Origin of the sequence: Streptomyces sp. NPDC088252 (assembly GCF_044740965.1) — a bacterium.
In the GTDB taxonomy this organism is placed as follows: domain Bacteria; phylum Actinomycetota; class Actinomycetes; order Streptomycetales; family Streptomycetaceae; genus Streptomyces.
This window is the reverse complement of sequence record NZ_JBIURS010000014.1, coordinates 185,509-196,955: the sequence shown is the minus strand read 5'-3', so window position 1 is coordinate 196,955 and position 11,447 is coordinate 185,509. Positions and strand designations below refer to the sequence as shown.

At 69.0% G+C, this 11,447-nt stretch carries 13 protein-coding genes; 5 read left to right on the top strand and 8 right to left on the bottom strand.

Annotated features, from left to right (window positions below):
- Positions 1 to 377: 377 nt before the first annotated feature.
- A complete protein-coding gene (locus ACIOHC_RS27305; RefSeq protein WP_351087124.1) occupies positions 378 to 1,019 on the bottom strand; it encodes a DNA-3-methyladenine glycosylase in 642 nt (213 codons plus the stop codon).
- A gap of 73 nt (positions 1,020 to 1,092) precedes the next feature.
- Between ACIOHC_RS27305 and ACIOHC_RS27300 the strand changes: the two genes are divergently transcribed.
- The 3 genes from ACIOHC_RS27300 (at position 1,093) to ACIOHC_RS27290 (ending at position 3,121) form a co-directional block, all read left to right on the top strand.
- A complete protein-coding gene (locus ACIOHC_RS27300) occupies positions 1,093 to 1,875 on the top strand; it encodes a sporulation protein (RefSeq protein WP_351087126.1) in 783 nt (260 codons plus the stop codon).
- A gap of 52 nt (positions 1,876 to 1,927) precedes the next feature.
- Positions 1,928 to 2,458, top strand: a complete 531-nt coding sequence (locus ACIOHC_RS27295) for a YbhB/YbcL family Raf kinase inhibitor-like protein (protein ID WP_351087128.1) — start codon at positions 1,928 to 1,930, stop codon at positions 2,456 to 2,458.
- Positions 2,459 to 2,614: 156 nt separating this feature from the next.
- On the top strand, positions 2,615 to 3,121 hold the full coding sequence (locus ACIOHC_RS27290; protein WP_351087130.1) for an HNH endonuclease: 507 nt from the start codon (positions 2,615 to 2,617) through the stop codon (positions 3,119 to 3,121).
- Positions 3,122 to 3,187: 66 nt separating this feature from the next.
- On the opposite strand, the gene ACIOHC_RS27285 is transcribed toward ACIOHC_RS27290, so the two are convergent.
- The 4 genes from ACIOHC_RS27285 to ACIOHC_RS27270 form a co-directional block, all read right to left on the bottom strand.
- Positions 3,188 to 3,955, bottom strand: coding sequence for a sulfite exporter TauE/SafE family protein (locus ACIOHC_RS27285; RefSeq protein ID WP_351087132.1), 768 nt, complete (start codon positions 3,953 to 3,955; stop codon positions 3,188 to 3,190).
- Between the two features lie 62 nt (positions 3,956 to 4,017).
- A complete protein-coding gene (locus ACIOHC_RS27280) occupies positions 4,018 to 4,947 on the bottom strand; it encodes an SPFH domain-containing protein (RefSeq protein ID WP_351087134.1) in 930 nt (309 codons plus the stop codon).
- A 146-nt stretch (positions 4,948 to 5,093) separates the two neighbouring features.
- Positions 5,094 to 5,522: an NfeD family protein gene (locus tag ACIOHC_RS27275; RefSeq protein ID WP_351087136.1), complete on the bottom strand. Its 429-nt coding sequence runs from the start codon at positions 5,520 to 5,522 to the stop codon at positions 5,094 to 5,096.
- A 186-nt stretch (positions 5,523 to 5,708) separates the two neighbouring features.
- Positions 5,709 to 6,506, bottom strand: coding sequence for an ABC transporter ATP-binding protein (locus ACIOHC_RS27270; protein WP_351087138.1), 798 nt, complete (start codon positions 6,504 to 6,506; stop codon positions 5,709 to 5,711).
- A 143-nt stretch (positions 6,507 to 6,649) separates the two neighbouring features.
- Here ACIOHC_RS27270 and ACIOHC_RS27265 point away from each other — a divergent pair, with 143 nt between their 5' ends.
- Entirely contained in the window at positions 6,650 to 7,435 is a 786-nt protein-coding gene (locus ACIOHC_RS27265; protein WP_401844325.1) for a hypothetical protein, read from the top strand.
- A gap of 184 nt (positions 7,436 to 7,619) precedes the next feature.
- Here the strand turns inward: ACIOHC_RS27265 and ACIOHC_RS27260 are convergent, their stop codons facing one another.
- The 3 genes from ACIOHC_RS27260 to ACIOHC_RS27250 all read right to left on the bottom strand — a co-directional run bounded on the left by ACIOHC_RS27260 (position 7,620) and on the right by ACIOHC_RS27250 (position 9,805).
- Positions 7,620 to 7,859 (bottom strand): chaplin family protein, encoded by a 240-nt coding sequence (locus tag ACIOHC_RS27260; protein ID WP_389638777.1) that lies wholly within the window; start codon positions 7,857 to 7,859, stop codon positions 7,620 to 7,622.
- Positions 7,860 to 8,022: 163 nt separating this feature from the next.
- Positions 8,023 to 8,667, bottom strand: a complete 645-nt coding sequence (locus ACIOHC_RS27255) for a response regulator transcription factor (protein ID WP_351087290.1) — start codon at positions 8,665 to 8,667, stop codon at positions 8,023 to 8,025.
- A complete protein-coding gene (locus tag ACIOHC_RS27250) occupies positions 8,660 to 9,805 on the bottom strand; it encodes a GAF domain-containing sensor histidine kinase (RefSeq protein WP_365694796.1) in 1,146 nt (381 codons plus the stop codon). Before ACIOHC_RS27250 ends, ACIOHC_RS27255 begins: the two co-directional genes overlap by 8 nt.
- 670 nt (positions 9,806 to 10,475) lie before the next feature.
- Between ACIOHC_RS27250 and ACIOHC_RS27245 the strand changes: the two genes are divergently transcribed.
- Positions 10,476 to 11,261 carry a transglycosylase SLT domain-containing protein gene (locus tag ACIOHC_RS27245; protein WP_351087294.1) on the top strand — a complete coding sequence of 262 codons (786 nt, stop codon included), beginning with the start codon at positions 10,476 to 10,478 and terminating at the stop codon, positions 11,259 to 11,261.
- Positions 11,262 to 11,447 lie beyond the last annotated feature (186 nt).

The window sequence follows — 11,447 nt, the reverse complement described above, 5'->3', positions numbered from 1 at the left end:
CGACTCTATCAGACTCTTTCGTGTCCGATTCCCGGTCGAAGCGGGGCCGCTTTCCAGTTCCACGCTTTCGCGTTTCCCTTTCCAGCGATTCCAACTTTACCAGACTCTTTTCTCGCCGTTTCCGGTTCGAATTTGAATTCCGGTGACCTTTGGAGTGGCCTTGCCTTTCGGCGTGTCCACCACATTAGCCGATTTCCTTGGTGACTCATAATCGAGTCGATGAGGTCGAATTATGGCATGCCAAATTCGCACCCGTCAGGGTGAATCGTAGGTAGTGGTTGGCCACTTCGGGATGATCGGGCGATCCAATGGACCGTACCGACAGCAGTGCCCGTTTCAAGCGGCTCGGACTACATTAGGTGGCTCCCAAGGGCGAGTCAAGTTGCGCGGCGGCGTGGCACATGGGCTCTGTACGGGCTCACCGTGGGGTCTCCGTCGATCCAGAAGCGCCAGGGGTGTGTGGCTCCGTCACCGCCCACTCCGGTGCGCGGACCGTTGCGTACCTGGTCGTGGGGTGGAGGGGTGCCGTGCAGTAGGAACAGCGGGGCATCGGGGTGTGCGACGGCGTCGGTGCCGTTCAGGGCGCGGTCGACGTCGAGCGCGGTAGCCAGTCGGGCCGGGCCTTTGGCCAGTTCGTTGTCATTGCGGGCCGAGAGTCGACGTTTGCGGGTGAGGTCGGCACCGACCTGAATGTCGCCGGCCCGGAGCAGGACTCCGGAGGCCTTGCCCTCCGGACCGCACACCAGGTTCAGGCAGTGCCACATTCCATAGGTGAAGTACACGTACGCGTGACCGGGCGGCCCGTACATGACGCTGTTGCGCGGGGTGCGGCCTCTGAACGCATGCGATCCCGGGTCGATCTCGCCCGCGTAGGCCTCCACCTCGGTGAGGCGCAGCTCGATGGGGCCTTCGGGGGTGCTGCGTACCAGGGTGCGGCCCAGGAGGTCGGGTGCCACGTCCAGTACGGGGCGGTCGAAGAAGTCGCGTGTCAGCGGGGTACGGTCCAGGCCCTCGATCATGACGTTCGAGGCTACCTGGAACCGACCACGGTCGTGACGCGTATCTAGGGGTCAGGACCAAGGAGGAGTGAACATGGGCTTCAAGCGGCTGCTCGCGAGCATGGGTGCCGGTGGTGCCTCGGTGGAGACCGGGCTGACCGAACTCAATGTCGTACCGGGTGGGGTCGTCCAGGGCGAGGTCCGGATCCAGGGTGGATCCGTGGAGCAGCGCATCGAAGGACTCTCCGTGGGTCTGCAGGCCCGGGTCGAGGTCGAGGGCGAGGACACCGAGACCAAGCAGGACATCGAGTTCACCACGCTTCGACTCGGTGGCGCGTTCGAGGTGCAGGCCGGTGCCGTGCACGTCGTGCCGTTCGGGCTCGAAATTCCCTGGGAGACGCCGATCACGATGTTCGCCGGTCACCATCTGCACGGCATGAACATCGGTGTGACCACGGAGCTGGAGATCGCGCGGGCGCTGGACTCGAGCGACCTGGACCCGATCAATGTGCACCCGTTGCCGGCCCAGCAGGCCATTCTCGACGCCTTCGGGCAGCTCGGTTTCGGCTTCCGCAGCGCGGACATGGAGCGCGGCCACATTCGCGGTACGCGCCAGCGCCTACCGTTCTACCAGGAGATCGAGTTCTTCCCGCCGCAGCAGTACCGCGGGCTGAACCAGGTGGAGCTGACGTTCGTCGCGGACGACCGCGAAATGGACGTCGTACTGGAGATGGACAAGAAGTCCGGGCTCTTCAGCGAGGGCAGCGACTCGTACCGCACGTTCAAGGTCGGGCTGAACGACTTCCAGGGGACCGACTGGGCTGCGTACCTCAATCAGTGGCTCGCCGAGGTCGGCGGTCGGCGCAACTGGCTCTAGGGTCGGTGGAAGACCTGCTGACAGCAGTAGAGCGATCAGGAGAGGTGCTGACGTGACCGAGCCGAAGAGGGCGCCGCTGCCGCACGACTTCCATCCCGAGGTGCCGTCCTTCACGGTGGTGAGCGAGGACCTCGCCCCCGGTGCCGTTCTGGCGGACGCCCAGGTGTTCGCGGCCGGTAACACCTCACCGCAGCTGCGGTGGGAGGGGTTCCCGGCCGGAACCAAGAGCTTCGCCGTGACCTGCTTCGATCCGGACGCTCCGACCGGCAGCGGATTCTGGCACTGGGTGGTCTTCGACATCCCGGCTTCGGTCACGGAGCTGCCGACGGGTGCGGGCAGCGGGAAGTTCGAGGGGCTGCCCGCCGGTGCCGTACAGGTCCGTAACGACTACGGGTCGAAGGAGTTCGGCGGCGCGGCACCGCCGGCCGGGGAGAACCACCGCTATGTCTTCACCGTGTATGCGGTGGACAGCGAGAAGCTGGGTGTCGACAGCGATGTGTCGCCCGCGGTCGTCGGATTCAATCTGCGGTTCCACACGCTGGGACGTGCCCAGCTGATCGGTGAGTACACAGGTCCCGCCTGATACCCGGTGAGCCGAGAATTCTCCCGCTGTTTGCCCTGCCCTGGTCCTGGAGAGATCAGGGCAGGGCATTTTTTATTGCGTTGTCCATCACGGCCCGCCCGGCCAGAGTTGATCCGGGCCTGCCAGGGGGCGGGCGGCACACGGGAGGTGGGCGAGATGCGGGACACGCTGGTACTGAACGCGAGCTTCGAGCCGCTGTCGACGGTGACACTGAACCGTGCGGTGGTGCTGATTCTGCAGGACAAGGCCGTCGTCGAGCAGTCGCATCCCGATCTCCGCATGCGTGGCGCCGCCGTGGACATTCCGGTGCCCCGGGTGATCAGGCTCTGCCGGTACGTACGGGTGCCGTTCCGAAGACAGGCCCCGTGGTCCAGGAGGGGTGTGCTGATACGGGACCAACACCGGTGCGCGTACTGCGGGCGGCGGGCGAGCACCGTCGACCACGTGGTGCCGCGCGCCCAGGGTGGTCAGGACACCTGGCTCAACACGGTGGCGTCCTGCGCGGAGGACAATCACCGCAAGGCGGCCCGGACCCCGGAACAGGCAGGGATGCCGCTGCTGAAGCAGCCCTTCGTACCGTCTCCCGCGGAGGCGATGCTGCTGGCGATGGGAGTCGGTGAGCGGTCGGCGCTGCCTGAGTGGCTGGACCGTACCGCGGCCTGAGGGCTGTCCCGTACGCGTCCTGTCGTACCGGTAGCCCGTCTCCTTGCGGAGGCGGGCTTCCGTGGGTCAGCGGAGCAGCAGCTGGACGATGGCGGCCGTGCCGACCACGACGATGAGGACGCGCAGGACGATCGGACTGAGGCGGCGGCCGACCTTGGCGCCTATCTGACCGCCGAGCGCGGAGCCGACCGCGATCAGCACGACGGCCGTCCAGTCGAAGTCCGCGACGAAGAGGAAGAAGAGCGCGGCGATGCTGTTGACGACGGCTGCCAGGACGTTCTTGACCGCGTTGAGGCGCTGCATCGTGTCGTCGAGCAGCATGCCCATCAGGGAGAGGTAGATGATCCCCTGGGCGGCGGTGAAGTAGCCGCCGTAGACGCTGGCGAGCATCAGTCCGAAGACGAGGAGCGGGCCGCCGTCGGGGCGGGCGGTGGTGCCGGTGTGTGCGCGTCGGCGCTGGACGGCATTGCTGATGCGGGGTTGCAGGATGACCAGGACGAGGGCCAGGGCCACGAGGATCGGCACGATCGTCTCGAACGCCGTGGACGGCAGGGCCAGCAGGAGGGTGGCACCGGTGAGGCCGCCGATCAGCGCACCGACGGCGAGCTTGAGCACGCGGCGCCCCTGCCCGGCGAGTTCCTTGCGGTAGCCGATGGCGCCGCTGATCGAACCGGGGATCAGGCCGAGGGCGTTGGAGACGGTGGCGGTGACCGGGGGCAGGCCGGTGGCGAGCAGTACGGGAAAGGTGATCAGCGTTCCCGATCCGACGATCGTGTTGATCGTGCCCGCGCTGATGCCTGCGGCGAAGACGGCGAGCATCTCCCAGGTGGTCATGGCGAATCCCCCGTGCATGATCGGTGCTTGGTGCATTGATCATGCACGAGGGCGTGTACGCGTCATTCGACCGGGGGTTGTTCCCGGCGTTCCTTGCCGGTGTCGAAACCGGGTGCGCCGGAGCCGAGGTTGCCGAAGGCCCCGCTGAGGCCCTTGAGCGCGTCGCCGATCTCGCTGGGCACGATCCAGAGCTTGTTGGCATCGCCTTCGGCGATCTTCGGGAGCATCTGGAGGTACTGGTACGAGAGAAGCTTCTGGTCCGGGTCACCGGCATGGATGGACTCGAAGACCGTACGGATGGCCTGGGCCTCGCCCTCCGCGCGCAAGGCCGAGGCCTTGGCCTCACCTTCGGCGCGCAGGATCGCGGACTGCTTCTCGCCCTCGGCGGTGAGGATCGCGGACTGCCGGGTTCCTTCGGCCTGGAGGATCGCGGCGCGCTTGTCACGGTCGGCGCGCATCTGCTTCTCCATCGAGTCCTGGATGGAGGTGGGCGGTTCGATCGCCTTGAGTTCGACGCGGTTGACCCGGATCCCCCACTTGCCGGTCGCCTCGTCGAGGACTCCGCGGAGGGCTGCGTTGATCTCCTCTCGGGAGGTCAGGGTCCGCTCCAGGTCCATGCCGCCGATGATGTTGCGGAGGGTGGTGACGGTGAGCTGCTCGATCGCCTGGATGTAGCTGGCGACTTCGTAGGTCGCGGCCCTCGCGTCGGTCACCTGGTAATAGATGACGGTGTCGATGTTGACGACCAGGTTGTCCTGGGTGATCACCGGCTGGGGCGGGAACGGGACGACCTGTTCGCGGAGGTCGATGCGGTTCCTGATGGAGTCGATGAATGGAACGACGATGTTCAGGCCCGCGTTGAGCGTGCGGGTGTAGCGGCCGAAGCGCTCCACGATGGCGGCGCTGGCCTGTGGGATGACCTGGATCGTCTTGATCAGGGCGATGAAGACGAGCACCACCAGAATGATCAGAACGATGATGATCGGTTGCATCGTGTTCCTCGTTGCCCTTCGGTTGCCGACGGATCGCGATGATCGAGGTCGAGTTCGCGGGAGGGGCCGTACGGCTCGACGGCCCCGATCTCATGATGATCGACTTCGAGTCTGACAGAACGTGCGCTGTCGTGTGGGTGGTTCGGTCACATGACGACTGCTGTGGCTCCGTCGATGTCGACGACATCGACCTGTTGGCCCGGATCGAAGCTCTGCTCCCCGTCGAGTGCGCGGGCGGACCAGATCTCTCCGGCCAGTTTGATCCGGCCGCCGCCGGCGTCGACCCGCTCCAGGACGACTGCCTGACGGCCTTTCAGCGCATCTATGCCGGTGGCGAGTTGAGGCCGGTCCGCGCGGTGTCTGGTGGCGATCGGGCGCACCACGGCGATGAGCGCCACGGAGACCACGACGAAGACCAGTACCTGGGCCACGATGCCGCCGCCGAGTGCCGCGACGACCGCTGCGGCGACCGCCCCGACGGCGAACATGCCGAATTCGGGCATCGCGGTCAGGACGAGCGGGATGCCCAGTCCCACTGCGCCGATCAGCCACCACACCCACGCTTCGATGTCCACGTGGCCATGGTAGGACCGCGGGTGCCCTCGCGGACAGGGTGCAGCCGGGCGGGCGCGACGCTGCCCGTGGGGACCGTCGGCCGGCCGTACCGGGCCGTGCCGTCGAACCGCCGTCCGCCGTGCGACGAGGCGGCCCGGGGTCTTTCGTTCGGATCAGGCCGGTCCGGATGATCCGAACGAGAGGCCTTAGGAGAGCGGGAGTCCGTGGGCCGTGTAACGGTCGCCGGTGTGCTCGACGACGAGCGGCAGACCGAAGCAGAGGGAGAGGTTGCGGGAGGTGAGCTCGGTCTCCATGGGGCCGGCGGCGAGCACCTTGCCCTGGCGGATCATCAGGACGTGGGTGAAGCCGGGTGCGATCTCCTCGACATGGTGGGTGACCATGATCATGGAGGGGGCGTACGGGTCACGGGCCAGTCGGCCGAGGCGGCGGACCAGGTCCTCGCGGCCACCGAGGTCGAGTCCCGCCGCGGGCTCGTCCAGGAGCAGCAGTTCGGGGTCGGTCATCATGGCGCGGGCGATCAGGGTGCGCTTGCGCTCGCCCTCGGAAAGGGTGCCGAACTTGCGGTCGAGGTACTCCGTCATGCCGAGCCGGTCGAGGAAGGCGCGGGCGCGCTCCTCGTCCACGGCTTCGTAGTTCTCGTGCCAGGTGGCGGTCATGCCGTACGCGGCGGTGAGCACCGTCTGCAGGACGGTCTGGCGCCTGGGCAGCTTCTCGGCCATGGCGACGCCCGCGATGCCGATGCGGGGGCGGAGCTCGAAGACATCGGTGCCGACGCCGCCGAGTTGTTCGCCGAGGATCCTGGCGGTGCCGGTGCTCGGGAAGAGGTAGCTGGACGCGATGTTGAGGAGGGTGGTCTTGCCGGCGCCGTTCGGGCCGAGGATGACCCAGCGCTCCCCCTCCTTGACCTGCCACGAGACATCGTCCACCAGAGCGCGTCCGTCGCGGACCACGGATACGTCCACCAGCTCCAGTACATCGCTCATGGCGCGTTGTCTCCCCATGCAGTGTCGAGATCGTCGCGTGCCTGTGGGCACAGCTCCCAGGGAAATCTACGCCACCGCGGGAACACCGCAGGCGCTGGGCCCGTGTGACGACAGGCCCCCGCTCCGTTCCCTAGGCTGTTGCCATGCTTTCGGAACCACGCTCAGGGCTGCTGGCCGCTTGGGGAAACGCACTTCTCGCGGGACTCGTGTCCCCGGACGACGCGGTGCTCGCCATCGTCGGGGAGGACGCGGTGCACCGTGTGGAGGGACTGCCGGGTGAGGCGGGGCCGGTGGGGCTCACGCTGGCGCTCGGACGGCTGCGGGGTCTGGGGGTGACCGGCTTCCGGGTCGCGCTGCCGGCCCCCGGGCATCCGCTGGGGCTGAGCGGTCCCCCGGACTTCAACGCGCGGGCGTTGGAGGCCGAGGAGGCGGTGGTCGCCGTCGGTGCGCCGTACGGGCTGGTGCCCGAGGTGCGTGAGGTGGGCCCGGAGGGGGATCTGCACGTCGAGGTGGTGTGGCGTTGCCTGCCGGTGCGGGAGGCGCCGCCGGCCGATGTGCCGTCGCTGGGTGAGGCGGAGCGGGAGCTGGCCGAGGCGTTGCGGGATGCGACGACGGTTCTGTCGCGGCTGGACGTGGCCGGTTCCGGGCCGGTGGCTGAGGCGGCGGTGGATGCGTACCGGGCGCGGGTGGAGCGGGGGCGCGAGGTGCTGGCGCCGGGGTATCCGCCGCGGGCGGTGCGGGTGCTGGAGCTGGCGCAGCGCGTCGGGCTGCTGATCTCGGTGGCGTGCGAGAACGGGCACGGCGGGGCGGTGAGCGCGTCGGAGATCGCGGCCCGGGGGGAGGCGCTGCGGCCGGTGGAGCGGGTTGCTCGGCGGGCGCAGGTCGCCGCGTACAACGCTTATGTGGAGGAGCAGGAGCGCAGGCGGTAGGGCTGGGAGGCCCGGCCGGGCCTCCCGTTGCCCGGCCGGGGCCGGCCGGAGTGTTGTGCGCTCGATCGACGGACGGGGCGGGCGGGCCGCGTGCGCCCGAGCGGGCTTGCGATGTCGCCGTGGCGGATGCCGCCGGACGGGCTCGACGCGCCCGTCCGGCGGCGCAGCAGGGCGGTGCGGCCGGTCAGCCGTTCGGACCGAGGTTGCCGAAGGCCGGGTTGAGCAGGCCGATCACGTTGACGGTGTTGCCGGCCACGTTCACCGGGACCTGTACCGGGACCTGGACGACATTGCCGCTGACCACGCCCGGGGAGTGGGTCGCGGCGCCGTGGGCGCCCGCGCCGTGGCCGGTGGCGGAGGCCGCGCCGGCACCGGCGGCGATGAGTCCACCGGCGATCGCGGTGACGGCAGCGGCCTTCTTCAGGTTCTTCCTTCAGGATCCTCCGGGGCGTTCTCCAGGGTGCTGCGGCCCGCTGCCGCAGCACCCTGGAGAACGCCCCGGAGTCGAACGGATTGCACCGTCCGGGTGACATACACCCGACAGTATGAATCTCGGACCGGAGGAAGACGGTCCGTTTCAGTGCCGCTCAGCCCGCCGCCCCGTGCCGGACGGCCCAGAGAGCCGCCTGCGTCCGGTCCGAGAGGTCGAGCTTCATCAGGATGTTCGAGACGTGTGTCTTGACGGTCTTCTCGGAGAGGACCAGTGCTCGCGCGATCTCCCGGTTGGAACGGCCGTCGGCGATCAGGCCCAGTACTTCCCGCTCCCGTTCGGTGAGGGAGTTCCCCCGGCCCGTACCGCCGCCCGCGTCGTCCTGGGCGAGGAGGGCCCCCGCGACCTCCGGCTGGAGCAGGACGTGGCCCGCGTGCACCGAGCGGATGGCGCCGGCCAGGGCGTCCGGGTCGACGTCCTTGTACACGTAACCGGAGGCTCCGGCGCGCAGGGCGGGGACCACGGTGCGCTGCTCGGTGAAGCTGGTGACGATGAGGACCTTGGCCGGATTCCCCAGCTCGCGGAGCTTGCGCAGGGCCTCGATCCCGTCGGTGCCGGGCATCTTGATGTCCATCAGGACGACATCGGGGCGGAGCTCCTCCGTCCGGGCCACTCCTTCGGCGCCGTCGGACGCCTCGCCGACCACTTCGATGTCGTCCTGGACCTCCAGGAACGTACGCAGACCGCGGCGGACCACCTGGTGGTCGTCGACCAGCAGCACCCTGATGATCCTGTCAGCCACCGGGTACCTCCATCTCGATCGTGGTGCCCTTGCCGGGCGCCGATTCAACGATGAGTCTTCCGCCGACCCCGCTCGCGCGGTCCCGCATGGACACCAGGCCCAGGTGCCGGCCTGCCTGCCGGGTCGCCGCGGGTTCGAATCCGCTGCCGTCGTCGGTGATCCTGAGCAGCGTGCCGCCGCCGTGCCGGGACAGCGTGACGTCGACGTGATCGGCACCGGAGTGGCGCAGTGCGTTGTGCAGGGCCTCCTGGGAGACCCGGAGCAGCGCCTCCTCCTGGGCGGCGGGCAGGGCCCGTACGCCCAGGCTCTCGAAGGTGACCCGGGCCGTGTGGGCCCGGTCCAGGACCTGGATCTGGGTACGGAGCGTGGCGATGAGACCGTCCTCGTCGAGCGCGGCGGGGCGCAGTTCGACGACGGCGGCGCGCAGCTCGTCCACTGCTTCCGCGGCGAGCGCGGCGACCTGGTGCAGCTCACCCTTGGCTCGGGCCGGGTCGCGGTCGATCAGGGCGGTGGCGGCCTGTGCGGTGAGCCGCAGCGAGAACAGCTTCTGGCTGACCGCGTCGTGCAGCTCATGGGCGAGCCGGGACCGCTCCTCGGCGATGGTGAGTTCGCGGCTCCGCTCGTACAGCCGGGCGTTGGTGAGGGCGATCGCCGCGTGCTGGGCGAGGATCGCCAGCAGTTCCTCGTCCTCGCCGGTGAATCCGCAGCTTCCTTCCGGCTTGGGACAGCGCTTGTTGGCGAGGAAGAGTGCGCCGATGATCTCGTCGCCGTCCCGGATGGGGAGGCCGAGGAAGTCGGACATGTCGGGGTGCGCGGCGGGCCAGCCCTCGAAGCGGGGATCCTTTCGGACGTCCGCCAGGCGCTCGGGCTTCGCCTCGTGGAGCATCGCGGCGAGGATGCCGTGCTGCCGGGGCAGGGGGCCGATGGCCTTCCACTGCTCGTCGCTGACCCCGTCGACGACGAACTGGGCGAAGCCGCCGTGGTCGTCGGGCACGCCCAGGGCCGCGTACTCGGCGTCCAGCAGCTCGCGGGCCGAGGCGACGATCGTCTTGAGGACGTCCCGCACCTCGAGGTGCCGGCTCATGGCGAGCAGCGCGGCACTCACCGCTGCGAGGCCCGACGGTGGGCGATGACTCATGACCTCACGGTACCGGCGGCGGTGGAGGTGTCGTATCAGCCCGTGGGAGGCCCCTGATTAGGGCGTAGGGACTAGGCCCATCGACGGCGTGGAGTGCGGCGATCCCCCACGAGTCCGGTCGGCCCGGCCGGAGCCGTGGTGGCCACGGGGCGTCGAGCCCGGCCGGGCCTCGTACGGGCGCGCCCTTTCCTGCCGCCCCTTGTCCGGGCACCCCTCTTGTACGGACGTGACGTGGACGCCCCCAGGAGTCCGGACCGGGTGCCGGCCGGGCGTACGGCTCCCGCCGTGCCCGGGTCTGCTGGCGTGGACGCGGGGGCCGGGTGGGTCCGGGAACGCCCAACTACCGTTCTCCGACGCGGAACCTAACACTCTGGATTGCTTGAGCAACGGTTGGTGAGTTTGCCGCCCGGCCGGTGTGAGGCCGGGCATAGGACCCACATCACTTACGAAGCTCGCTAGTGGAGATGTAAGTGGCACATCAATGGGCATGAGCGCGGGCCAGCACGTTCGAGCGGGGCACCGATCCACTATCCGGGTTCGTACATCACACCTTTGCCACCAGATTTTGCTGGCGCTAAGAATTGCTCTCGTCCCCGACGGAGATGCGAAAACGCCGCTTCCCGTCTTCGTCCTCCGTGAGGACTCCCGCAATTCGAAGAGGTACGTCTGTATGTCCATGTCCAGCATCCCCGGCAGTCGTCGTCGCCTGAACAAGACCCAGAAGCTCTCCGTCGCGGGCATCTCCGCCGTTGCCGTCGCCTCGCTCTCGTTCTCGCTCGTCCCCGCCAACGCGGAATCCAAGTCCGAGGCGCAGGCCCCCGCGTCCGGCGCCCCCGTGGTTCTCGCGTCGGCCGCCGGTACTCCGCAGGCCAAGGCACTGCAGGCCAGCCTCATCGAGCAGCACTCCACCGCCGCGAATCTGGTCAAGGCCGCCGATCTCGCCAGGGCCGAGAAGGCCGCCGCCGTGAAGGCGAAGGCCGAGGCCGCCGCGAAGGCCGAGGCCGAGGCCGCTGCCAAGGTCAGGGCCGAAGCCGAGGCGAAGGCCAAGGCCGCCCGGGCGAAGGCCGCGGCCGCCGCCGAGAAGCGCAACGAGACGCAGGCCGCGAGCCGCTCCGAGGCGCGCACCCCGGTCTACGCCAACAACCTGGACGGCTGGATCAGGCAGTCCCTGGACATCATGCGGGCCCACGGCATCCCCGGTTCGTACGACGGTCTGCACCGCAACATCATGCGGGAGTCCACCGGCAACCCGAACGCCGTCAACGGCTGGGACATCAATGCCAAGAACGGCACCCCGTCCTGCGGCCTGCTGCAGGTCATCCGGCCGACGTTCAACGCGTACCACGTCCCCGGCACCTCGACGAACATCTACGACCCGGTCGCCAACATCACGGCCGCGGCCAACTACGCCGCCGACCGGTACGGCTCGATCGACAACGTCAACAGCGCGTACTGACCGGCTCCGGACGTCCTTCGGACGGCCCGTGCGTCGAACGGCACACGGCCGATGCCGGAGGGGGGGCCCCCCCCCCGGGGGGGGGCCCCCCCCCCGGGGGGGGGGCGGGCGGCGCCGCCAAGGGCAGGAAACCCACCGCGGGGGGGGGGCGCCCGGGCGGGCCCCCCCCCGCCCCCCCGGTTAGCC

Excerpts from the sequence above, each read along its gene's own strand:
- ACIOHC_RS27305 (WP_351087124.1), bottom strand. The coding sequence starts at position 1,019 with ATGATCGAGGGCCTGGACCGTACCCCGCTGACACGCGACTTCTTCGAC.
- ACIOHC_RS27300 (WP_351087126.1), top strand. The coding sequence starts at position 1,093 with ATGGGCTTCAAGCGGCTGCTCGCGAGCATGGGTGCCGGTGGTGCCTCG.
- ACIOHC_RS27290 (WP_351087130.1), top strand. The coding sequence starts at position 2,615 with ATGCGGGACACGCTGGTACTGAACGCGAGCTTCGAGCCGCTGTCGACG.
- ACIOHC_RS27285 (WP_351087132.1), bottom strand. The coding sequence starts at position 3,955 with ATGACCACCTGGGAGATGCTCGCCGTCTTCGCCGCAGGCATCAGCGCG.
- ACIOHC_RS27280 (WP_351087134.1), bottom strand. The coding sequence starts at position 4,947 with ATGCAACCGATCATCATCGTTCTGATCATTCTGGTGGTGCTCGTCTTC.
- ACIOHC_RS27270 (WP_351087138.1), bottom strand. The coding sequence starts at position 6,506 with ATGAGCGATGTACTGGAGCTGGTGGACGTATCCGTGGTCCGCGACGGA.
- ACIOHC_RS27265 (WP_401844325.1), top strand. The coding sequence starts at position 6,650 with ATGCTTTCGGAACCACGCTCAGGGCTGCTGGCCGCTTGGGGAAACGCA.
- ACIOHC_RS27250 (WP_365694796.1), bottom strand. The coding sequence starts at position 9,805 with ATGAGTCATCGCCCACCGTCGGGCCTCGCAGCGGTGAGTGCCGCGCTG.
- ACIOHC_RS27245 (WP_351087294.1), top strand. The coding sequence starts at position 10,476 with ATGTCCATGTCCAGCATCCCCGGCAGTCGTCGTCGCCTGAACAAGACC.